Annotated in this window: 18 protein-coding genes; 14 read left to right on the top strand and 4 right to left on the bottom strand. The window is 67.0% G+C overall.

The window, feature by feature from the left end:
* Positions 1-46: 46 nt before the first annotated feature.
* Positions 47-949: a hypothetical protein gene (locus tag VH88_RS10020; RefSeq protein ID WP_185225627.1), complete on the bottom strand. Its 903-nt coding sequence runs from the start codon at positions 947-949 to the stop codon at positions 47-49.
* 315 nt (positions 950-1264) lie between these two features.
* On the opposite strand from VH88_RS10020, the gene ileS reads away from it, so the two are divergent.
* The 5 genes from ileS to VH88_RS09990 all read left to right on the top strand — a co-directional run bounded on the left by ileS (position 1265) and on the right by VH88_RS09990 (position 7865).
* Positions 1265-4189, top strand: a complete 2925-nt coding sequence (gene ileS / locus VH88_RS10015; RefSeq protein WP_045811130.1) for an isoleucine--tRNA ligase — start codon at positions 1265-1267, stop codon at positions 4187-4189.
* A 754-nt stretch (positions 4190-4943) separates the two neighbouring features.
* Positions 4944-6197, top strand: coding sequence for a cation:proton antiporter (locus VH88_RS10005; RefSeq protein ID WP_052689545.1), 1254 nt, complete (start codon positions 4944-4946; stop codon positions 6195-6197).
* 40 nt (positions 6198-6237) lie between these two features.
* Positions 6238-6438: a DUF2093 domain-containing protein gene (locus VH88_RS10000; protein WP_039247108.1), complete on the top strand. Its 201-nt coding sequence runs from the start codon at positions 6238-6240 to the stop codon at positions 6436-6438.
* Positions 6435-7292, top strand: a complete 858-nt coding sequence (locus tag VH88_RS09995) for a M23 family metallopeptidase (RefSeq protein ID WP_045811128.1) — start codon at positions 6435-6437, stop codon at positions 7290-7292. Before VH88_RS10000 ends, VH88_RS09995 begins: the two co-directional genes overlap by 4 nt.
* Before the next feature lie 66 nt (positions 7293-7358).
* On the top strand, positions 7359-7865 hold the full coding sequence (locus VH88_RS09990) for a response regulator (RefSeq protein ID WP_039247042.1): 507 nt from the start codon (positions 7359-7361) through the stop codon (positions 7863-7865).
* On the opposite strand, the gene VH88_RS09985 is transcribed toward VH88_RS09990, so the two are convergent.
* Both VH88_RS09985 and VH88_RS09980 read right to left on the bottom strand, forming a co-directional pair.
* Complete coding sequence (locus VH88_RS09985) at positions 7823-8737, bottom strand: lysophospholipid acyltransferase family protein (protein ID WP_045811127.1); 915 nt, start codon at positions 8735-8737, stop codon at positions 7823-7825. The genes VH88_RS09990 and VH88_RS09985 overlap by 43 nt on opposite strands.
* Before the next feature lie 43 nt (positions 8738-8780).
* Entirely contained in the window at positions 8781-9551 is a 771-nt protein-coding gene (locus VH88_RS09980) for an SDR family NAD(P)-dependent oxidoreductase (protein ID WP_045811126.1), read from the bottom strand.
* Positions 9552-9660: 109 nt separating this feature from the next.
* Between VH88_RS09980 and VH88_RS09975 the strand changes: the two genes are divergently transcribed.
* The 4 genes from VH88_RS09975 to VH88_RS09960 are packed head-to-tail and all read left to right on the top strand — an operon-like array spanning position 9661 to position 13277.
* Entirely contained in the window at positions 9661-10935 is a 1275-nt protein-coding gene (locus VH88_RS09975; RefSeq protein WP_045811137.1) for an EAL domain-containing protein, read from the top strand.
* 39 nt (positions 10936-10974) lie between these two features.
* Positions 10975-11844: a TIGR01459 family HAD-type hydrolase gene (locus tag VH88_RS09970; RefSeq protein WP_045811125.1), complete on the top strand. Its 870-nt coding sequence runs from the start codon at positions 10975-10977 to the stop codon at positions 11842-11844.
* A 39-nt stretch (positions 11845-11883) separates the two neighbouring features.
* Entirely contained in the window at positions 11884-12345 is a 462-nt protein-coding gene (locus VH88_RS09965; protein ID WP_017506733.1) for a MaoC family dehydratase, read from the top strand.
* Positions 12345-13277, top strand: coding sequence for a bifunctional riboflavin kinase/FAD synthetase (locus tag VH88_RS09960; RefSeq protein WP_045811124.1), 933 nt, complete (start codon positions 12345-12347; stop codon positions 13275-13277). Before VH88_RS09965 ends, VH88_RS09960 begins: the two co-directional genes overlap by 1 nt.
* Here the strand turns inward: VH88_RS09960 and VH88_RS09955 are convergent.
* A complete protein-coding gene (locus VH88_RS09955; RefSeq protein WP_045811123.1) occupies positions 13272-13799 on the bottom strand; it encodes a gamma carbonic anhydrase family protein in 528 nt (175 codons plus the stop codon). The two genes, VH88_RS09960 and VH88_RS09955, sit on opposite strands and share 6 nt — an antisense overlap.
* 309 nt (positions 13800-14108) lie before the next feature.
* On the opposite strand from VH88_RS09955, the gene VH88_RS09950 reads away from it, so the two are divergent.
* From VH88_RS09950 to VH88_RS09930, 5 genes are all read left to right on the top strand, one after another.
* Positions 14109-14900 (top strand): PhoH family protein, encoded by a 792-nt coding sequence (locus VH88_RS09950; protein WP_091752533.1) that lies wholly within the window; start codon positions 14109-14111, stop codon positions 14898-14900.
* A 125-nt stretch (positions 14901-15025) separates the two neighbouring features.
* The gene (locus VH88_RS09945) at positions 15026-16348 is read left to right on the top strand and encodes a UDP-glucose/GDP-mannose dehydrogenase family protein (protein WP_045811122.1); all 1323 of its coding nucleotides are present in this window, start codon (positions 15026-15028) and stop codon (positions 16346-16348) included.
* Complete coding sequence (locus tag VH88_RS09940) at positions 16345-17322, top strand: SDR family NAD(P)-dependent oxidoreductase (RefSeq protein WP_156146799.1); 978 nt, start codon at positions 16345-16347, stop codon at positions 17320-17322. The genes VH88_RS09945 and VH88_RS09940 overlap by 4 nt, the downstream gene beginning before the upstream one ends.
* 21 nt (positions 17323-17343) lie before the next feature.
* Complete coding sequence (locus tag VH88_RS09935; protein WP_045811120.1) at positions 17344-18627, top strand: outer membrane beta-barrel protein; 1284 nt, start codon at positions 17344-17346, stop codon at positions 18625-18627.
* 81 nt (positions 18628-18708) lie between these two features.
* A complete protein-coding gene (locus VH88_RS09930; protein WP_045811119.1) occupies positions 18709-20901 on the top strand; it encodes an AAA family ATPase in 2193 nt (730 codons plus the stop codon).
* The last annotated feature ends 28 nt before the right edge of the window (positions 20902-20929 follow it).

Genomic DNA, 20929 nt, shown 5'->3' with positions numbered 1-20929 from the left:
TATCTCCCGCCTGATCGGCGGCTGAACGGGCGTATTTGGGTCCGGTTCAGAACACCCGGCCGCCGACGCCGCCGTCTAGGGTGATCACCCCGGTCAGCACGGTCGCGCTCTCGACCTGTTCCTCGCGGTATTCGGTATATTCCTCTTCGCGATACATCGTCAGGATCTTGATCCCGGCGCCGTAGCGACGCAGCAGCGAACGCTCGTTGCAATCCCGCTCGGGCTTCTCGGGCCGGCATTCCAGCTTGCCGCCCGTCCCATACCACAGCGCCTCATGCTTGCGGCAGGTCAGGGTCGTGCCGTGATCGAAGCTGATGTCGCCGTTATAGTCGGCGATGGTCGCCTGCAGCCAGGTGCCCGACAGGCAGCGATACAGCTCGCCCTCGAACCCTTCGGCGATCTCGCGATCCGGCCGCACCTGCGAGGCGGGGTGCGGCACCTGGCGGTCGTCGATGCAGACGGCCTGGATGACGACCCGCTTCATCATGCTGCGGAAGGCGCTGTAGGGGGTGCGCACGGTCTGAGCGATCACGCCCTCGACGGCCAGCCCCTGGATCGTGGTCGGATAGGGCTGATCGACGCTGACATAGGCCGCGCCGCCGCCCCCGCCGAAGCTGCCCGAAAAGCCGCCGGCGCGCGCATTGACATAGGACCGTGCGCCGGAGTTGGCGTTGGCTCCGGCGCCCGCGTTCGCATTGGCGCTCGCGCCAAGGTTCACGTTCACATTGACGTTGGTGTTGATGTTGCCGTTCCAGTTTCCACCGCCGCCGGGACCGCAGTTTCCGCCGCCGTTGCAGGGCGGCGGCTCAGGCGGAGGGGGCGGCTCGCACGAGGTGCAGGGCGGCGGCTGACAGCCGGACGTGCATTGCGCCAGCGCGGCTCCGGCGCCCGCCGAGACGACGAGACCGGCCGCCAGGCCCAGCATCCATTTCGTGATCCGCAGCCGCATCGGCGGGAACTCCCAAGCGAATATCGTGTCGGCCGAACAAGATTCCGGCCGATCCTCCCGTCACAAAACCGCAAAAGCCTTTCGTTTCCGTTGATACGGCGCGCGCTTCGGGATGGCGCAATGCCGCATCCGTCTGCTAGACCGCCCGCACAATGACCGTCCGCGTCTCCATTCGCCTGATTTCGATTAGCCGCCCGGCGTAGCGCTCCTGGGCCTCATGGCCCCGTGCACGCCGGGATCGAAAGCCCTCAGGCAGCGCGAAGCGCGATAGGGCGAAGAGAACAGCGACCTAATTTCAAGACGCCGAGACGACCAATGGCCGACGCCCCCGAACACACCACCGACACCCCCTCCGGTCGCGACTATCGCGACACCGTCTTCCTGCCCGAGACGCCCTTCCCCATGCGCGGCGGCCTGCCCCAGAAGGAGCCGGTCATCCTGGAACAGTGGGGCGACCTCTACGGGACCCTGCGCGCCGAGCGGCAGAAGCAGAATGCCCCCCTTTACGTTCTTCACGACGGCCCGCCCTACGCCAATGGCGACATCCACATCGGCCACGCCCTGAACAAGACGCTGAAGGACTTTGTGGTCCGTAGCCGGTTCCTCCTGGGTTACGACGTCGACTACGTTCCCGGCTGGGACTGCCACGGCCTGCCGATCGAGTGGAAGATCGAGGAGCAGTTCCGCGCCAAGGGCCGCCGCAAGGACGAGGTGTCCAAGGACGAGTTCCGCCGCGCCTGCCGCGAATACGCCGGCAAATACATCGACCTGCAAAAGGACCAATTCCACCGGCTGGGCATCGTCGGCGACTTCGCCAACCGCTACGCCACCATGGACTTCACCTCCGAAGCGGCCATCGTCGCCGAGTTCCACAAGTTCAAGAACTCGGGCCAGCTGTATCGCGGCTCCAAGCCCGTCATGTGGTCGCCGGTCGAGCGCACCGCCTTGGCCGACGCCGAGATCGAATATCACGACCACGTCAGTCCGACGATCTGGGTCAAGTTCCCGGTCACGGCCATGTCCGACGACCATCCCGACGACCTGCTGGCCTTCCGCACCAGCACCCCGTCCATCGTCATCTGGACGACCACGCCCTGGACCATACCGGCCAACCGCGCCATCTCCTACGGCCCCGAGATCGCCTATGGCCTGTATGAGGTCACGGCCATGGAGGAAGGCCTGGAGTTCGCGCCCTGGGCCAAGCCCGGCGACCGCCTGATCCTGGCCGACAAGCTGGCCGAGGACGTGTTCAAGGCCGCCAAGATCGCCGCCTGGACCCGCGTCTACGACATCAACCCCTCGGGCCTGGAGACCGCCCACCCGCTGGCCGCGCTCGACAGCGGCTATGGCTTCTCAGTGCCTCTACTGGCCGGCGACCACGTCACCGACGACGCCGGCACCGGCTTTGTCCACACCGCGCCCGGTCACGGCGCCGACGACTTCGAGGTCTGGAAGGCCCACGGTCATCACGAGGTGCCCGACACCGTCGATCCCGACGGCGCCTACTACCCCGGCGTCCCGCTGTTCGCGGGCCTGAAGGTGCTGGAGACCGAAGGCAAGAAGACCGGCAAGTTCGGTCCCGCCAATGGCGCGGTGATGGAAAAGCTGATCGAGGCCGGCAATCTGCTGGCGCGCGGGCGGCTGGAGCACTCCTATCCGCACAGCTGGCGCTCCAAGGCGCCGATCATCTTCCGCAACACCCCTCAGTGGTTCATCCGCATGGATCAACCGCTGAAGAGCGGCGACACCCTGCGCGAGACGGCGCTGAACGCCATCGACGCCACCGCCTTCCATCCGGTCGCCGGGAAGAACCGCATCCGCTCGATGGTCGAGGGCCGTCCCGACTGGCTGGTCAGCCGCCAGCGCGCCTGGGGCACGCCTTTGGCCATGTTCATCGACAAACAGACGGGCCAGCCCCTGCATGATCCCGAGGTCGACGCTCGCATCGTCGCGGCCGTCGCCGAACACGGGGCCGACATCTGGTTCACCGCGCCCGACAGCGATTTCCTGGGCGCCCACGACCCGGCCCGCTACGAAAAGGTCGAGGACATTCTGGACGTCTGGTTCGACTCCGGTTCGACCCACGCCTTCACGCTCGACCCGCGCCTGCCGGAAAACGGCTACGCCGGCGACCGTCCCGCCCACTGGCCGGCCGACCTCTATCTGGAAGGCTCCGACCAGCACCGCGGCTGGTTCCAGTCGTCCCTGCTGGAAGGCTGCGGCACGCGCGGCCGCGCCCCGTTCAAGGCGGTCCTGACCCACGGCTTCACCCTCGACGAGAAGGGGGAGAAGATGTCCAAGTCCAAGGGCAACACCACCGACCCTCTGACCATCATCAAGGAGTCGGGCGCCGACATCCTGCGTCTGTGGGTGGCCCTGGTCGACTATTCGGACGACCAGCGGATCGGCAAACAGATCCTGCAGACCACGGTCGACGCCTATCGCAAGCTCAGGAACACCGTGCGCTATCTGCTGGGCGCCCTGGCCGATTTCGACGAGGCCGAACGCCTGCCGCTGGACCAGATGCCGCCGCTGGAGCGGTTCGTCCTGCACCGCCTGCATGAGCTCGACGCCCAGGTCCGCGCCGCCTACGCCGAATACCGCTTCCAGGACGTCGTCCGTCCGGTGCTGGAGTTCTGCGCCGGCGACCTGTCGGCCCTGTATTTCGACATCCGCAAGGACGCCCTCTACTGCGACCGCCCCGACAGCCAGCGTCGCCGCGCCGCCCGCACGGTGATGGACGAGGTCTTCATGCGTCTCACCGCCTGGCTGGCCCCGCTGACGCCCTTCACGATGGAAGAGGCCTGGACCACGCGCTTCCCGGAGGCCGGCTCCAACTGCGCGCGGGTGATGCCCGACACCCCGGCCGAATGGAGCAACCCGGCCGAGGCCGAGCGTTGGGCGGCGATCAATACGGTCCTCGAAGTGGTCAATGAATCGCTCGAAGCCGCCCGCCGCGAGAAGCTGATCGGCGGCGCCCTGGACGCGTGGCCGACCGTCACCGCCCCGGCCGCAGCCTTCGCCCCGTTCGAAGGCCTCGACGCGGCCGAAATCTTCCGCACCTCAGGCGCCGATCTTGTCGAAGGCGAGACCATCTCGGTCACGGTTGCTGTCGCCGAGCACCCCAAATGCGCCCGCTCCTGGCGCCGCGTCCCCGACGTCGGCTCCGACCCCGCCTACCCCAACCTCTCGGCCCGCGACGCCGATGCGGTTCGGTATTGGGACCAGACGCACGCCTGACCACAACACTGTCTCCTCCCCGCTCTGCGGGGAGGGGTACCGCGAAGCGGTGGAGGGGTTCTTGAAGTCCCACCGGCGCCCGCGATGCGGTGAAGAGCCCCTCCGTCACGGCGCGAAGGCGCGCCGCGCCACCTCCCCATCAATGGGGAGGACACGACGCTCAGCCATCGCAATGCCGCTGGTCTATCCGCTGCGATTTCAACCACTTGCCGATTTATGTCCCCCGTCTCCCATCCACGGGGTCAAACGGCCCCATAATAGCTCCGTCTCGTCGCATGGAGGGCTCGCCTGGCCTGCGACCTTGCGGCGGCGGGAGCGGAGGGAACGGGGTCGATGGTGGAATCCCATCGCGGCGCCGGGGCTGATCGGTCGGGGAATCGCCCCGGCGTCCGCAGTCGCGTCGTAGGGTCGAGGGGGATACTCGGCCGCACCGGGGATCGGGGATCGCTGCTCCGACCCGCCCGTCGCAGGCTTATGGGGTTAGGCGATAAGACCGCCACCGCTCGGCGCCCCGAGCTTGCAGGCCAACCACCCGCGCGGAGCGTCAAATCCTTCGTCGAACGGTAACAACTCAACAGAACTCCGGGCGAAGGCCCGGCGCTCCGCCCAGCCCTCCAGACTTCGCAGGCCCAACGCCGCGAAGCCGAAGCCGTTTTCCGTCCCGCGCGACACTGCGTCGTCTTGTCAAACCGCCCCTCGCGCCCCAACTGCAAAGCCTACCCAAATCCCACCTTCGCTCGCGACAGGAGCCCTGATGCCGCATGCCGACAGCCTGATTCTCACCCTGGTCGGGGGCTTCGTCCTCGCCTTCGTGTTCGGCATGCTGGCGCATCGGCTGAAACTGTCGCCCCTGGTGGGCTATCTCGTCGCGGGGGTGATCGTCGGCCCCTACACGGGCGGCTTCGTCGCCGACACCGAACTGGCCCCGCAACTGGCCGAGATCGGCGTCATCCTGCTGATGTTCGGCGTCGGCCTGCATTTCTCACCCAAGGATCTGATGCAGGTCCGCAAGGTCGCCATTCCCGGCGCCCTGGTTCAGATCGGCGTCGCCACCGTGCTGGGCTGGGGGCTGGGCCGGTTCGTGCTGGGCTTGGGCGATGTCGAGGCTCTGCTGATGGGCTTTGCATTATCCGTCGCCTCGACCGTCGTCCTGCTGCGGGCGCTGGAGGAGCGCAAACAGGTCAAGGGCGAGATCGGCCGCATCGCCGTGGGCTGGCTGATCGTCGAGGATCTGGTCATCGTCATCGCCCTGGTCATGCTGCCGATGGTGCTGGTTCCGGCCGGAACTCAGACGGACTTCGCCGCCTTGGGAACCGACGTCGGCCTGACCCTGCTCAAGGTCGTGCTGTTCGTCGTCGGCATGCTGGTCGTCGGCGGCAAGGTCATTCCCTGGCTGCTGATCCGCATCGCCCACACCAAGTCGCGCGAACTCTTCACCCTGGGCGTCCTGGCCATCGCCTTGGGCATCGCCTGGCTGGCCTATTTCCTGTTCCATTCCTTCGCCCTGGGCGCCTTCCTGGCCGGTCTGGTGATGAACGCCTCGCCCCTGGGTCACAATGCGGCCGAGCGGTCCCTGCCGCTGCGCGACGCCTTCGCCGTGCTGTTCTTCGTTTCGGTCGGCATGCTGTTCGATCCGATGATCGTGGTGCGCCAGCCGTGGGCGGTGATCGGCGTGCTGGGCATCGTCATCGTCGGCAAGTCGGTTGCGGCCCTGGTCATCACCAAGACCTTCAAGCTGGATCGCCCGACCGGCTTCACCGTCGCCGCGTCCCTGGCCCAGATCGGCGAATTCTCCTTCATCCTGGCCGCGCTCGGCGTATCCCTGGGCGCCATGAGCCGTGAGACCCACGACCTGATCCTGGCCGCCGCCCTGCTGTCGATCTCGCTGAACCCCTTCGTCTTCCTGTTCACCGACCGGATGGGCGGCAAGCCGAAGCCGCCCGCCGCCGGCGCCGTCCGACCCGCAGCCTCGGACGGCCCGATCACGGATGCGGTCGCGGCGCCCTGAGCCCCTTTCCGCACCGCGCGCCGCCCGCTATCGTCCGCTGATGGACAAAATCGCCGCAGATCAGGCCGTTCTTCACTATGGCGACGGCGAGTTCGCCGTCTTGAAGCCGGGCCGCTTCGTGCGCTGCGCCGTGACGGACAAACCGATCCCGCTGGAAGTCCTCCGTTACTGGAGCCCCAGCCGTCAGCAGCCCTATTTCGGCCCGGCCGAATTCATCGCGGCCCAGCAAGGCGATCAATGATCCCGTCGCGCCGCGCCCTGCTGACCGGCGCAGGCGCCAGCCTGATCGCCGCGCCGCTGATGGCTGAAGACCGCAACGCCCTGCCGCTGGCCCTGAACGGCGCTTGGCGTCAGGGCGGCTATGCCTTCGGTCGCACCGCGCCGCGCGCCTTGATCTTCGTCGACGGCGAGGCTTTGACCACCGCCTCGGCCGCCGGGCTCTTCGTGATCGGCTTTGATCGCGACGCCGGTCCAACCACCCAGGTCGAGGCCCGGACCGGCGACCGGTCCGCCCGACGCACCCTCGACATCGCCCCCTACGCCTTCCCGTCAACCAGCGTGAACGGTCTGCCGCCCTCGACCGTCGAGCCCAGCGATCCCGCCCTCCTGGCCCGCATCCAGCAGGAGATCGCGCTGAAGACGGAGGGCTTCGCCAGCCGCATCGACGCCGACGACTTCAAGGACGGATTCGTCTGGCCGCTGGAGAGTTACCGCGTCTCCAGCGCCTGGGGCGCCCAGCGCGTCCTGAACGGCACGCCCGCCCGGCCGCACTACGGCATCGACCTGGCCGCCCCCCAGGGCAGCGTGATCCGCGCCCCTGCCGACGGCCGCATCGCCTTCGTCCGCCCCGACATGCATTTCGAGGGCGGCCTGACCCTGATCGACCACGGCCAGGGCCTGATCAGCTGCTATCTGCACCAGTCGCAGCTGGACGTGGCGCTGGGCCAGCGCGTCCGGCGCGGCGATGCGCTGGGCCGCGTCGGCATGACCGGCCGCGCCACCGGCCCCCACCTATGCTGGCGCATGAAATGGCGCGATCGCAACCTGGATCCGTCACTCATGATCGGGGCGCGTGTTCCAGAAAGTCTAGCCTGATCAAAGGCTCCTCTTGCGAGACTACGCATATCCCCTTAGCCTCGGTCGAAGATCTGGCGGGGCCCGATGTTTTCTCTGAAATCGCTGAACGTCCTGCTTGTGGACGACAATCAGAATATGCGCGCCATCGCGTCGGCCGTGCTGCATTCGGCCGACATCCGCAACGTCTATGAGGCGTCGGAAGGCGCAACGGCTTTCGATCTGCTGCGTCGCCACGCGATCGATCTGGCCATCGTCGATTTCAACATGTTCCCGCTGGACGGGGTCGAGTTCACACGGCTGGTCCGCACCAGCCCCGACAGCCCCAATCCGTTTCTGCCGATCATCATGATGACCGGCCATTCCGAACGCAGCCGGGTCTATGAGGCCCGCGACGCCGGGGTGACCGAGTTCATCGTCAAGCCGATCACCGCCAAGGCCGTGCTGGATCGGTTGAACGCCGTCATCATGAAGCCCCGCCCCTTCATCAAGGCCGACGGCTATATCGGCCCCTGCCGTCGGCGCCGCGAGACGCCCGACTATGCCGGGCCTTACCGTCGAGGATCGGACGCCTCGCGGTCCAACGCCGCATAGACCTTGTCCGGCCAGCGCTTGTGGACCCAGAACCAGTCCACGGGATGCTCTCTGACCCGGTCCTCGACGAAGCGATTGGCGGCCTGGATGCCCGCCAGAGTATCGGCCGCCTTGTCCTCGCTTTGATTGACCACGATCGGCTCGTGCGCCGTGACCCGGAACCGCACGCCAGGCAGGCGCACCACCGACAGCGGCAGCATGACCGTGTCGAACTTCAACGCCAGCCTCGCCGCTCCAGGCGATGCGTTCACCGGCTGGCTGAAGAACTCTACCTCCGGCCCCTGGTTGTATTTCTGATCGACCAGCAGGGCGATGGAGTCGCCGCGCTTCATCCCCGCCATCAACTCGCGCGTCCCGTCGCCCTTGGGCGCAAAAAGGCGGATCCCGTAACGCTCCCGGCTCTGGCGGATCAGGGCGTCGACGTACGGATTATTGGCGGCGCGATAGGTCACCTGACACGGCACGCCCGAGGCCATGATCACCGCCGCCATCACCTCGAAGTTGGCCAGATGGCCCGAGATCAGCACGGCCGGCTTGCCGCTGTCGCGCAGGGCGTGCAGCCGCTCCATCCCGACCACCTCGACCCGCCCGCCCTCGGGCGTCAAATGATCCATGACCGCCAGCTCGGCGAAGGTCCGCCCCGTCTGATCCCACTGGGCCAGGGCCAGCGCCTGACGCTCCGCCTCACCCATGTCGGGAAAGGCGATGCGGAGGTTTCGCATCACCGTCTTCTGCGTGCCGGTCAGCGGCCCCAGCGTGCGCAGCAGCCAGCCGCCCAACCCCGACGCCCGCTCGACGCCCAACAGGCGCAAAAAGCCGAACAGCGCCTGAAAGCCGAAGGCCTCCAGGCGCCAGATCAGATCCTGCTTCACGCTTGTCGCGCTATCGCCCTTCGGGCTGCTCGAGCGCGTGTCTTCACCAGGCAATCGTCAATCCACCGTCCACCACAAGGGTCTGGCCGGTCACATAGGCCGACGCAGGGCTGCACAGATAGACCGCCGTGCCCGCGATTTCATCGGGCTGACCGATCCTTTTCAGCGGCGCCGGCTCGGTGACCTGTTTCAGCAGCTCCGGGTTCTCCCACAGATATTTGGCGAAATCGGTCTGAACCAGGCCAGGCGCGATGCAGTTGACCCGCACGTTCGACGGCCCCCACTCCACCGCCAGATTGCGCACCAGCTGCATGTCCGCCGCCTTGGAGATATTGTAGGCGCCGATCAGGGCGTTGCCGCGAAGCCCGCCGATGGACGAGATCACCAGGATCGCTCCGTCCTTACGCTCCACCATCTGCGGCGCGACCATCTGGATCAGCCAGTGGTTCGAGATGACGTTATTCTGCAGGATTTTCTCGAACTGGTCGTCGGCGATGCCCGCCATTGGCCCGGCATAGGGATTGGTCGCGGCGTTGCAGACCAGGATGTCGATCTGGCCGAAGGCGGCGTTGGTCTCGTCGACCAGCCGCTGCAAATCCTCCTTCGAGGCGATGTTGGCGGGAACGGCGATGGCGCGACCCTCCCCATGTTTGCCGTTGATCTCGGCGGCGACCTCGTCGCACGGCCCGGCCTTGCGCGACGAGATGACGACCTTGGCGCCGTGTTCGGCCAGCCGTTCGGCGATGGCCTTGCCGATTCCCCGCGACGAGCCGGTGATGATTGCGACCTTGCCGGTCAGATCGAACAGTTCCATTGCGTTTCCCGTAGGTTTGGCGGGGATATTTGCAGCCCCGCTCTAGCCGAATGACATTGATAGCCTGATACTCAGGCGATTCCATCCGGGAGTGGCCGACCGCCAGCCGATGCGCAACGTAACAACGGGCTTTCTCTACTTCGCCTATCTGTTCCTCGGCATGACCGTGGGCGCCTTCCTGTGGCGCGCCGGTCTGGGGATCGGCGCAGGCGTGGCCGGAACGCTCGGCGCCCTGGGACTGTTGGGCGCCTTCCACGGCATCGTCACCGGCATCGCCGAGCGCCGCGTCCTGAAAAAGGAAATCGGCCAGGTCCGCGAGGCCCACCGCCTGCTCGCCGATGCGATGGAATCGACCCAGGGCGCCCTGACCGAATTGGCGCACGCCATCGAGACCGGTGTCCTGTCCGACACCGACGCCCTGACCGGCGAGGTCCGGATGCTGGAATCGCTGGTCCAGCAGATGAGCGAAAGCATCGACGAACGTCTGGCCGCCGCGCCGCATGTCGGCGTCGAGACCTTCGAGGGCCGCCGCATGGCTCAGTCGAACGTCCTGCTGCGCACTATCCACGAAGCGCTCAGCGAAGGCCGCGTCGATCTGTATCTTCAGCCGGTCGTCTCCCTGCCCCAGCGCCGGACGATCTTCTACGAGAGCTTCACCCGGCTGCGCGACGCCACCGACCGCGTCATGATGCCGGCGGAATATCTGTCCCTAGCCGAGGGCGAGGGCCTGGTCCCGGCGATCGACAATCTATTGCTGTTCCGCTGCGCCCAGATCGTGCGGCGGCTGGCGCGTCAGGATCGCAAGGTCGGCGTCTTCTGCAACGTGGCCCTGACCTCGCTGGGCGACGAGACCTTCTTCCCACAGTTCCTGGACTTCCTCAGCGAGAACCGTGACCTGAACCAGGCGCTGATCTTCGAACTGGGTCAGGCGACGTTCGACGCGCGCGGCGCCATCGAGGCGCGCAACATGGCTAAGCTGGCCGACCTCGGCTTCCGCTTCTCGCTGGATAAGGTGCAGACGCTGGACCTCGACTTCGCCGACCTGCAACGCTCGGACGTCAAGTTCATCAAGGTTGCGGCCGACCTGATGATCGAACAGCTGCTGGATCTGGACGGCGGCGCCCCCTTGCGCTCCATGCCCGACATCCAGGCCGCCGATTTCGCCGCCCTGACACGCCGCTACGGCGTCGAGGTCATCGCCGAAAAGGTCGAGAACGAACGACAGGTCGTCGACATCCTCGAACTGGACGTGGCAATGGGCCAGGGCCACCTGTTCGGCGAACCCCGCGCCATCAAGGAACAGGTCCTGGCTGAGACCGATCCCCCGGCCGAGTTCCTGCGCTCCACCCTGCGCAGCGCCGAGCAGCGTCGCCGGTTCAGCTAGACCTTCCGTCGCGGCGGCCAAGCCGCTACTGACGGCGCCATGACCCTCCCCCACGCCCTGCCCCACCTCGGCGCCGTCGCCGGCGATTATGACATCCTGCTCTGCGACGTGTGGGGCGTGATCCATAACGGCCGCGAGAGCTGGGCCGCGCCGTGCGAGGCGCTTACGCGGTTCAACCGCGAGGGTGGCCATGTCGTGCTGATCTCGAACTCACCCCGGCCGGCGTCGGACGTGATCGCTCAGCTGGACGGGCTGGGCGTGCCGCGCGAGGCGTGGAAGGCCTTCGTCACCTCAGGCGACGCGACCCGCGCCGAACTGGCCAGGCGCGCGCCCGGCCCGGCCTGGATCGTCGGCCCCGAACGTGATGCGCCGCTGTACGCCGGCCTTGGCCTCGAGCGCGCCGCGTCGCCTGAGGACGCCGCCTTCATCTCCGTCACCGGCCCCGTGGACGACACGGTCGAGACGCCCGAAGACTACCGTGAGCGGTTCGCCGTCGGCGCCGCACGCGACATCGAACTGATCTGCGCCAATCCCGATCGCGTCGTCCAACGCGGCGACCAGCTGATCTATTGCGGCGGGTCGCTGGCCGACCTGTATGAATCGCAGGGCGGCCGGGTTGTCATGGCGGGCAAGCCCTTCGCCCCGATCTACGACCTGGCGATCAAGGAGGCGCAAGGCCTGCTGGGCCGCCCCGTCGATCGCGCGCGCATCCTGTGCATCGGCGACGGCGTCGTCACCGACGTGATGGGCGCAAACGCGCAAGGGCTGGACTGCCTGTTCATCGCCCAGGGCATCCACGGCGACCAGGCCAAGGGCGAAGACGGCGCACTCGACCCGGCCCGCGCCGCCGCTTTGCTGAAGGCGGAAACGACCTATGCGCGATACGCCGCGCTCGAACTGAACTGGTAAGGCTCGCCATTTTGTCGCACCGCCGCTAAAGCCTCATCCATGGTCGAATTGGTTCAGCAGCATCCGTCCGGTGGTTACATCCTGGACGAACTTCACGTCGGCATGGCGGCCGAGAAAATCGTCGTCGCGACGGAGGACCGCATTCGGCTGTTCGCCGAGGCGTCCGACGACTTCAACCCGGTGCATCTGGACGAGGCCTTCGCCTCCAAGACCGCCTATCGCGGTCGGATCGCCCACGGCCTGCTCAGCGCCTCGTTCGGATCGGCCGTGGTCGGCACCATCCTGCCGGGCGCCGGCTCGATCTATATCTCCCAGACCCTGGCCTTCCATCAGCCGGTGCGGATCGACGATGTCGTGCGCATCCTGATCACCGTGATCGAGGTCGAGCCCGAGAGCGCGCGGGTCAAGCTCAGCTGCGAAGGCTTCGTCGGCGAGACCATGATCATGGACGGCGTCGCCGTCGTCCGCGTGCCGCGCCGGCGCAAACCGTCCCAGCGTTGATGCAGATTGTCCGCGACTGGCGCGACCTGCCGGACGCGCTGAAAGGCGCGGCGGTCGCCGTCGGCGCCTTTGACGGCGTGCATCGCGGGCATCAGGCCGTCATCGCCGGCGCACGTGACGCGGCGGAACGGCTGGGCGCGCCGTTGGGCGTCGTCAGCTTCGATCCTCATCCTCGCCGCTGGTTCCAGAAGGACGCCGCGCCCTTTCGACTGATGACGGCCGATCAGATGGCCGAGGCCCTGGCGCCGCTGGGTGTGGAGATCCTGTATCTTCTGCCCTTCGACGCCGAGATGGCCGGCATGACCGACTCCGCCTTCGCCGAGCGGGTTCTGGCCGAGGGTCTGGGCATTCGCCACGCCGCCGTCGGGTTCGACTTCACCTTCGGAAAGGGCCGCTCCGGCTCGCCCGAGGCCTTGCGCGCCTATGGCGAGCGGCTGGGCTTCACCGTGTCGGTCGCCGAACGGCTGGATGACGCGGACGGGCTGAAACTGTCGTCCAGCGCCGTGCGCGAGGCCCTGAAGGCCGGCGACATGGCCCGCGTCGCCGCCATCCTGGGCCGCCCCTTCGCTATTCGCGGCGAGGTGATCCACGGCGACAAGCGCGGCCGCACCATCGGCGTGCCGACGGCCAATGTCGCACTCGGCGACTATATGCGCCCCGCCTATGGCGTCTATGCGACCCGCAGCCGATTGCCGGACGGGCGGGTTATCGACGGCGTCGCCAGCCTGGGCGTGCGTCCCATGTATGCGCTGGAAACCCCGCTGATGGAGGTCTGGCTGTTCGACTTCGACGGCGACCTCTACGGCCAGACGCTGGACACTGAACTGGTCGCCTGGCTGCGCGGCGAGGAGACCTTCGACGGTCTCGACGCCCTGAAGACCCAGATAGACGCCGATGCGGCGGCGGCGCGAACCATCCTCAGCCGATCATAGAGGCCGCAGCTCCGCCGCGAACCGCTTCCAGTTCTGCACATAGTGTTCGGCCGACATCTGCAGCACGGCGATGTGCGCCGGGTCACGTTCCCGCACCACCTTGCCGGGCTGGCCCACCACCAGACTGTTGTCCGGGATGATCTTGCCCTCGGTAATCAGCGCATTGGCGCCGATGATGCAGTTGCGCCCGATCTTGACCCCGTTCAGCACCACCGCCCCGATGCCGATCAGGCTGTAGTCCCCGACCTCGCAGCCATGCAGCATGGCCTTGTGCCCCACCGTCACGCCGCGCCCCAGCGTCAGCGGCGAACCCATGTCGGTGTGCAGCACGCTGCCGTCCTGAATGTTGCTGTCAGGCCCCACTGTGATCGGATCGTTGTCCCCGCGCAGCACGGCGCCGAACCAGACACTGGCGTTGGACTGGAGAATCACATTTCCTATCACCGATGCGCTTGGTGCCACCCAGTATTCGCCCTGCGGCGGAAGCTGCGGTTTGCTGTCGCCCAAGGCGTAAATGGTCATCTGTACACCGCCTAATCTTTGAAAACGAGGGCTTTAACGGATCGCTAACCACGATAGCATCATTCTGTTGATGCGATTCGTGGGTCGCCATTTCGGCCCCGGATCCGAAACCGGATCAAGCCCGATCCGGTCATCAAGTCGGGGCTTTCGCGTGGCGCGTTGGGATCCTGGTTCGGTTGTTCGGCGGCGGGCGCACCCCGTTGCAGACGGCTCTGCTGTCGATCCGGGCCGCCGCTCTGCAGGCCGCGACCTCTTCCTCCCCAAGACCATCCAAGGCGGCGCCCGTTCGGGTCCGCCTTTTTTCATGCCCTGGAGGCGTCCATGACCAAGCGTGCTGCAACCAAGCGTCAAACGCGTGAACACGGAATCCTGGATTCGCGTGATTTCATGGAGGAGTCGAAAGTTCGTCGGCTTCACGCCCCGCATAACGAGCGATCAGGGTGGTCGCCCTATCCTTCGAACGACGACCGCGACCAAGGCTATCTGAAGACGCTGAAGCCCAAGTCCGAGGGCCAGGGCGAGCTGATGGAGGCCATCGACCACCACAACCTGGTCATGGCGCTGGGTCCCGCAGGCACCGGCAAGACCTACCTCGCCGTCGCCAAGGCGGTCGAGGCGCTGGAGGCGGGCAAGGTGGGCCGGATTGTCCTCAGCCGCCCCGCTGTCGAGGCCGGCGAATCCATCGGCTTCCTGCCCGGCGACATGGAAGACAAGCTGGCCCCCTATCTGCGCCCGCTTTACGACGCCCTGTCCGATCGTCTGTCGATGAAGCGGGTCAAGGCGCTGATGGCCGAAGGTCTGATCGAGATCGCCCCGGTCGGCTATATGCGCGGCCGCACGTTGAATAACGCCTTCATCGTCGTCGACGAGGCGCAGAACTGCACCTACGTCCAGCTCAAGATGCTGCTGACACGCCTGGGCTGGCATTCGACCATGGTGGTGACGGGCGACCCGCAGCAGTCGGACCTGCTGCCCGGCATCTCGGGCCTGTCGGACATCTCGGCGCGACTGGAGGCCGTACCCGACATCGCCGTGGTGCGTCTGGCCGAGCGCGACATCGTCCGTCACCCGCTGGTCGCCTCGATGATCGGCGTCCTCTAGCTCTGATCCTGCAGCCGACGCTGGATGGCGTCGGCTGCAGACCCGTTGCACCGCGAAACCAAAAGCCATTGTCCCCGGGCGCACCGCACCGCTAAAGGTCGGCTCGCGGCTGATGAGGGATTTCGATGCGCGTAGCGATGATTGGGACGGGCTATGTGGGCCTGGTTTCCGGCGCCTGTTTCGCCGACTTCGGCCATGTCGTCACCTGCATCGACAAGGACCCGTCCAAGATCGAGCGGCTGGAGCGGGGCGAAATCCCGATCTATGAGCCGGGGCTGGATGATCTGGTCGCCGCCAATGTGCGCGAGGGTCGACTGTTCTTCACCCTGGACGGCGCCGAGGCCATTCGCCGGGCCGACGCCGTCTTCATCGCCGTGGGCACGCCGACGCGGCGCGGCGACGGTCATGCCGACCTGTCCTACGTCCACGCCGCCGCTGAAGAAATCGCCGGCCTGATCGAAGGCTTCACGGTCGTCGTCACCAAGTCGACCGTTCCGGTCGGCACGGGCGACGAAGTCGAAGCCATCATCAAGAAGACCAATCCGAACGCCGACTTCGCCGTCGTCTCCAACCCCGAGTTCCTGCGTGAAGGCGCCGCCATCGGCGACTTCAAACGTCCCGACCGCGTGGTCATCGGCATCGACGACATAACCGGCGACGCCGGCGGCCGCGCGCAGAAGGTCATGAGCGAACTTTACCGTCCGCTGAACCTGAACGAGAGCCCGCTGCTGTTCGTGGGCCGTCGCACGTCCGAGCTGATCAAATACGCCGCCAACGCCTTCCTGGCGATGAAGATCACCTTCATCAACGAGATGGCCGACCTGTGCGAAGCCGTCGGCGCCGACGTTCAGCAGGTCGCACGCGGCATCGGCCTGGACAAGCGCATCGGCTCGAAATTCCTGCACGCCGGACCGGGCTATGGCGGCTCGTGCTTCCCCAAGGACACGATCGCCCTGGTCCGCACCGCCCAGCAATATGGGGCCCCGACAAAGCTGATCGAGGCCACGGTCGAGGTCAACGACGCCCGCAAGAAGGCCATGGCCGACCGCGTCGCCGCGACCCTGGGCACGAGCGTCCAGGGCAAGACGATCGCCCTCCTGGGCCTGACGTTCAAGCCCAACACCGACGACATGCGTGACGCCCCGTCGCTGGACATCGCGCCTGCCCTGATCGCCGCCGGCGCGACCGTCCAGGCCTTCGATCCCGAAGGCATGCACGAGGCCGCCAAGCTGTTGCCCGACATCCAGATGAAGGACAGCGCCTATGACGCCGTCGTCGGCGCCGACGCCGTCGTCCTCGTCACCGAATGGGACCAGTTCCGCGCCCTGGATCTGGACCGCATCAAGCTGCTGATGAAACAGCCGGTCCTGGTCGATCTGCGTAACATCTATCGGTCCGAGGACATGAAGCATCGCGGCTTCCGCTACATGGGCATCGGGCGCGGCTGATGGGCGCGCCGATCCTCGTCACAGGCGCGGCCGGCTTCATCGGCATGCACGTCGCCGAGCGTCTGCTGGACCGGGGCGAGCAGGTGATCGGCGTCGATGTCTTCAACGACTACTATGATCCGCGCCTGAAGGCCGCCCGCGCCGCCCGGCTCGAAGAGCGAGACGGCTTCAAGATGGTCCGCGCCGACATCGCTGACCACGCGCAGATGCGCGCGCTGGTCGCGGACGCCGGGGTCAAGCAGATCGTCCACCTCGCGGCCCAGGCCGGGGTCCGCTACTCCCTCGAGAACCCCTTCGCCTACGAGCGGTCCAACCTGGCCGGCCATCTGTCAATGCTGGAGGCCGCGCGGCACAACGACGTGACGCACCTAGTCTATGCCTCGTCCAGTTCGGTCTATGGCGACCGGCCTCTGGAGGGTTCGGGCTTCCGAGAGGACAACCCGAGCGTCCACCCGGTGTCGCTCTACGCCGCGACCAAACGCTCGTGCGAATTGATGAGCCAGAGCTACGCCAGGCTTTATCGCTTTCCGCAGTCGGGCCTGCGGTTCTTCACAGTCTATGGACCCTGGGGCCGGCCCGACATGGCCTATTTCAGCTTCACCCAGAAGATCGTGCGCGGCGAGCCGATCGAGGTCTATGGCGAAGGCCGGATGGCGCGCGACTTCACCTATATCGACGACATCGTCGACGGCGTGGTCGCCGTTCTGGACCGTCCCCCCGCGCGGGGCGTCCATGAGGTCTACAACATCGGCGACAGCCAGCCCGTCGGCCTGACGGAGATGATCTCTACTCTGGAAACCGCGTTGGGCGTCAGCGCGAACAAGATCATGCGGCCGATGCAGCCCGGCGACGTCACCGCCACCTATGCGGACATTTCAAAGCTGAACGCCCTGTGCGGTTATCAGCCCAAGGTCCCGCTGAAGATCGGACTGGAAAAGTTCGTCGCCTGGTGGCGTCAATACGAGAACGGTTGATGCAAGAAGGCTGGGGGGCCGATGCGACGCGAAATCCTGCCGGCGGGCGTCGCCCTGATGCTGTTCGGCGCAACCGACGCCTCGGCCCAGGCTTTGCGCTCGGCTCAGGACGCACAAATCGACCTCTTCGTTCGCAACCGCGCGGTCGCCGTGCGCGACCGGCCGCAACCCGCCTATGATCCGCTGGGCATCCGGGCCGGCGGTTTCACGGCCTTTCCCCGGCTTCAGTCGGGCGTCGTCCATGACGACAATGTCTTTGCGGCCGAAGACAACCGTCAGCCTGCAACGACCTTGCGCCTGATGCCTGAGGTCGTCGTCCGATCCCACTGGTCGCGCCACGCACTTGAAACCCGCGCCCGCGCCGAAATCGCCCGGAATCTCGATTTCGACAGCGAGAACACGACCGACTGGAGCCTGGGCGGCGCCGGCCGTCTGGACGTCGTTCGAGGCGTCGACGTCACCTTGGCCGCCGACTACGCCCGCGATCATGAGGCCCGCACGGCCGCCGGCGCCGATCCCGCCGCTCGCCGCCCGATCGCCTTCGATCTGGCTTCCGCCTCGCTAGCGGCGACGCGCACGCGAGGTCGATTACGCCTGTCAGCCAATGCCGCCGTCCTTGGTTACGACTACCGCGATGGACTGAGCGTTACCGGCGCCGTCATCGAACAGGACGACCGGGATCGCACCGTCGCCCGCCTGACCGGCCGCGCCGACTACGCCCTCTCTCCCGCGGCAGCCCTGTTCGTCCAGGTCGCCCGCGATGACCGCGACTATCGCATCGTGTCAGGGTCCCCGGAACGATCCTCGTCCGGCCACGAAGCCCTGGCTGGCGTGGACTTCGAGTTGGGTGCGCTGATCCGGGGCGAGGTCGCCGCCGGCTATATCCGCCAGGATTTCAAAGACTCAGCCTATGGCGATCTCGATGGTATCGGCGGTCGTGCGCGCCTGTCGTGGTTTCCGACGCAACTGACGACCCTGACCGCCACCGCCGGGCGCAGCGTCGAGGACACCGGCGTGATCGGCTCGGCCGGCGCCCTGCGCACCGACGTGTCGATCGGCGTGGACCACGAACTGCTGCGCAATCTCATCCTGACGGCGGAAACGGCGTGGAGCGAAGACGACTACAACGGCCTCGACCGCACCGACACCCGCTTCGCCGCCAGCTTCAGCGCCATCTATCGCCTCGATCGTCGCTACGGCCTGACCGCCGGCCTGGCCTATCTCGACCAATCCTCGTCCGGCATGGCGGCAGGACCCACATATCGCTCGACGCGCCTGTCCATCGCGGTCGTCTCCCAGTTCTAATCGCACGGCCACGGCGCGAAGATTGACAACCTGGAGGCATCATCGCACCACTAGACGGGACGATCACCGTTCGATGGCGCGATGACTTACCACGACACCGCGATCGGCAGTCCCGGCCAGCCGGCGGACGACGCCATCGACCTCCACGCCCTGATCGCCGCCTTCCGCCGTCGTCTCGGTCTGTTTATCGCCGTCGCAGCTGCCGTCTGTCTGATCGTACTGGCGCTGATGCTGGGCCAGCCGCCGGTCTATACCGCGACCGCCAGCCTCCAGATTAACACCCGCAAGGAACAGGTCGTGGCGGGACAGGCCGTGCTGTCGGCGCTCGACGCCGAAGCGGCCATCGTCGACACCGAGGTCGAGGTTCTGAAGTCACCCCAGCTTGCCGCCCAGGTCGTGCAGACGCTGGGCCTGATCCGCGATCCGGAGTTCAACGCCCGCCTGCGATCCTCGCCCCTCACCCAACACCTGTCGCGCGCCACGCCTGCGCCGACCAATGCTGAGATCGAGCGTCAACAGGTGATCGACGCCGTCCGTCGGCGCCTGACCGTGCGCCGCGTCGGCCTGACCTATTCGATGGCGATCAGCTTCACCTCCGAAGACCCGACCAAGGCGGCCCGCATCGCCAACGCCTTCGCCGGCGCCTATCTCCAGTCTCAACTCACCGCCAAGTTCGACGCCAACGCCCAGGCCAACACCTTCCTGGGCGCCCGGCTGGAAGACCTGCGCCGCCAGGTCGAGGCCGCCGACGCCGCCGTCTCCGCCTACCGGATCGAAAACGGCCTGCTCAGCGCCCAGGGTGCCACCCTGACGGAGCAGGAGATCTCGGCCTACAACCAGCAACTCGCTCTGGCCCGCGCACAGCAGGCCGAACAGGACGCCCGCCTGCGCACCGCCCGCGCCCAAATGGCGGCCGGCTCCAACGGCGACGATGTCGGCGAGGCCCTCTCATCTCCCGTCGTCCAGAATCTTCGCGGCCAGCGCGCGGCGATCAGCACCCGCGTCGCGGACTTCTCCGTCCGTTATGGCCCGCTGCACCCCGACATGATCCGCGCTCGTCAGGAGCTGTCCGACATCGACGCGCAGATCCAGGCCGAGATCCGCCGTGTCGTCTCGAATCTGGACGCCCAGGCCCAGGTCGCCCGCCAACGCGCCGCCTCGGTCCAGTCCAGCCTGGACGCCGCGCGCGCCGCCTTGGCCGACAACAACGTCGCCTCGGTGCGCCTGCGCGAACTGGAGGGCGAAGCCGAGGCCGCCCGCGCCATCTACCGCGCCTTCCTGGATCGCTATCGCGAGACCAGCGCCCAGACCGGCGTCGAACAGGCGGACGCCCGCATCGTCTCGCGCGCCACGCCTCCGACCGCGCAAAGCGCGCCGAACCTGATGATCAGCCTCGCGCTTGCCCTGTTGCTGGGCACGGCGGCGGGAACCGGGGCTGTCATAATCGCCAACGCCATGCAGACCGGCCTCAGCGGCCCCGATGACATCGAGCGCAGGCTGGGCGTCGGCGCCGTCGGCGCCGTTCCCCTCGCCTCATCCGTGGCGGCGGCGGAGGATCAGACGCTGCATCCGATCGACCTCGTCGTCCAACGCCCGCTGTCGGTCTTCGCCGAGGCCTTCCGGGCGCTGCGCACCTCAATCACCCCCATCGTCAGCGTCGTGGGCGAGCCGTCCGCGCGCTTGGTCGCCGTCACCTCCGCCCTGCCCGGCGAAGGCAAGACCACCACAGCCGTCTGTCTGGCGCGCGTCGCCGCGCGCTCCGGCGGACGCGTTCTCTTGATCGACGGCGACCCGCGTCGGCGCGGCGTGACGCGAATGCTGGGCCTGAACCCCGACCACGGCCTGGCCGAGGTCCTGCATGGCGCAGCGGCCTGGAGAAACGTCGCGGTGCTGGACCCGGTCTCCGGCGCGCAGGTTCTGCCCCTGTCGGGATCAGGCCTGTCGGCCGACGACCTGTTCGGCGCCCCGCCGATGACCGCCCTGCTCGATGAACTGCGGCAGGCCTTCGACCTGATCGTCATCGACACCGCGCCCGTTCTGGTCCTTGCCGACGCCCGCATCCTGGCGGCGAAAGCCGACAGCGTCGTCCTGCTCGCCCGCTGGCGAAAAACGCCCGCGCGCGCCGTCGCCGCCGCTTTGCGCATCCTGCATCAGGCGGGCGCCAGCCCCCTCGGCGTGACCCTGAGCCAGGTTGATGTCCGGGCGCAGGCCGGTCTAGGCTATGGCCAAGCCGACTATGATTACCGAGCCTACAGAAAATACTATGCGGCCTGATTGTCGGTAGAGATCAGGCCGCACAATC

The organism is Brevundimonas sp. KM4 (genome assembly GCF_000964075.1).
Taxonomy (GTDB): Bacteria; Pseudomonadota; Alphaproteobacteria; order Caulobacterales; family Caulobacteraceae; genus Brevundimonas; species Brevundimonas huaxiensis.
The sequence above is the reverse complement of the archived record's forward strand: the minus strand, read 5'-3'. Positions and strand labels throughout refer to the sequence as shown.

What these genes read in the sequence shown, in the direction of transcription:
- VH88_RS10020 (WP_185225627.1), bottom strand. Translation starts at nt 949, where the DNA reads ATGCGGCTGCGGATCACGAAATGGATGCTGGGCCTGGCGGCCGGTCTC.
- ileS (WP_045811130.1), top strand. Translation starts at nt 1,265, where the DNA reads ATGGCCGACGCCCCCGAACACACCACCGACACCCCCTCCGGTCGCGAC.
- VH88_RS10005 (WP_052689545.1), top strand. Translation starts at nt 4,944, where the DNA reads ATGCCGCATGCCGACAGCCTGATTCTCACCCTGGTCGGGGGCTTCGTC.
- VH88_RS10000 (WP_039247108.1), top strand. Translation starts at nt 6,238, where the DNA reads ATGGACAAAATCGCCGCAGATCAGGCCGTTCTTCACTATGGCGACGGC.
- VH88_RS09995 (WP_045811128.1), top strand. Translation starts at nt 6,435, where the DNA reads ATGATCCCGTCGCGCCGCGCCCTGCTGACCGGCGCAGGCGCCAGCCTG.
- VH88_RS09990 (WP_039247042.1), top strand. Translation starts at nt 7,359, where the DNA reads ATGTTTTCTCTGAAATCGCTGAACGTCCTGCTTGTGGACGACAATCAG.
- VH88_RS09980 (WP_045811126.1), bottom strand. Translation starts at nt 9,551, where the DNA reads ATGGAACTGTTCGATCTGACCGGCAAGGTCGCAATCATCACCGGCTCG.
- VH88_RS09975 (WP_045811137.1), top strand. Translation starts at nt 9,661, where the DNA reads ATGCGCAACGTAACAACGGGCTTTCTCTACTTCGCCTATCTGTTCCTC.
- VH88_RS09970 (WP_045811125.1), top strand. Translation starts at nt 10,975, where the DNA reads ATGACCCTCCCCCACGCCCTGCCCCACCTCGGCGCCGTCGCCGGCGAT.
- VH88_RS09965 (WP_017506733.1), top strand. Translation starts at nt 11,884, where the DNA reads ATGGTCGAATTGGTTCAGCAGCATCCGTCCGGTGGTTACATCCTGGAC.
- VH88_RS09960 (WP_045811124.1), top strand. Translation starts at nt 12,345, where the DNA reads ATGCAGATTGTCCGCGACTGGCGCGACCTGCCGGACGCGCTGAAAGGC.
- VH88_RS09955 (WP_045811123.1), bottom strand. Translation starts at nt 13,799, where the DNA reads ATGACCATTTACGCCTTGGGCGACAGCAAACCGCAGCTTCCGCCGCAG.
- VH88_RS09945 (WP_045811122.1), top strand. Translation starts at nt 15,026, where the DNA reads ATGCGCGTAGCGATGATTGGGACGGGCTATGTGGGCCTGGTTTCCGGC.
- VH88_RS09935 (WP_045811120.1), top strand. Translation starts at nt 17,344, where the DNA reads ATGCGACGCGAAATCCTGCCGGCGGGCGTCGCCCTGATGCTGTTCGGC.
- VH88_RS09930 (WP_045811119.1), top strand. Translation starts at nt 18,709, where the DNA reads ATGACTTACCACGACACCGCGATCGGCAGTCCCGGCCAGCCGGCGGAC.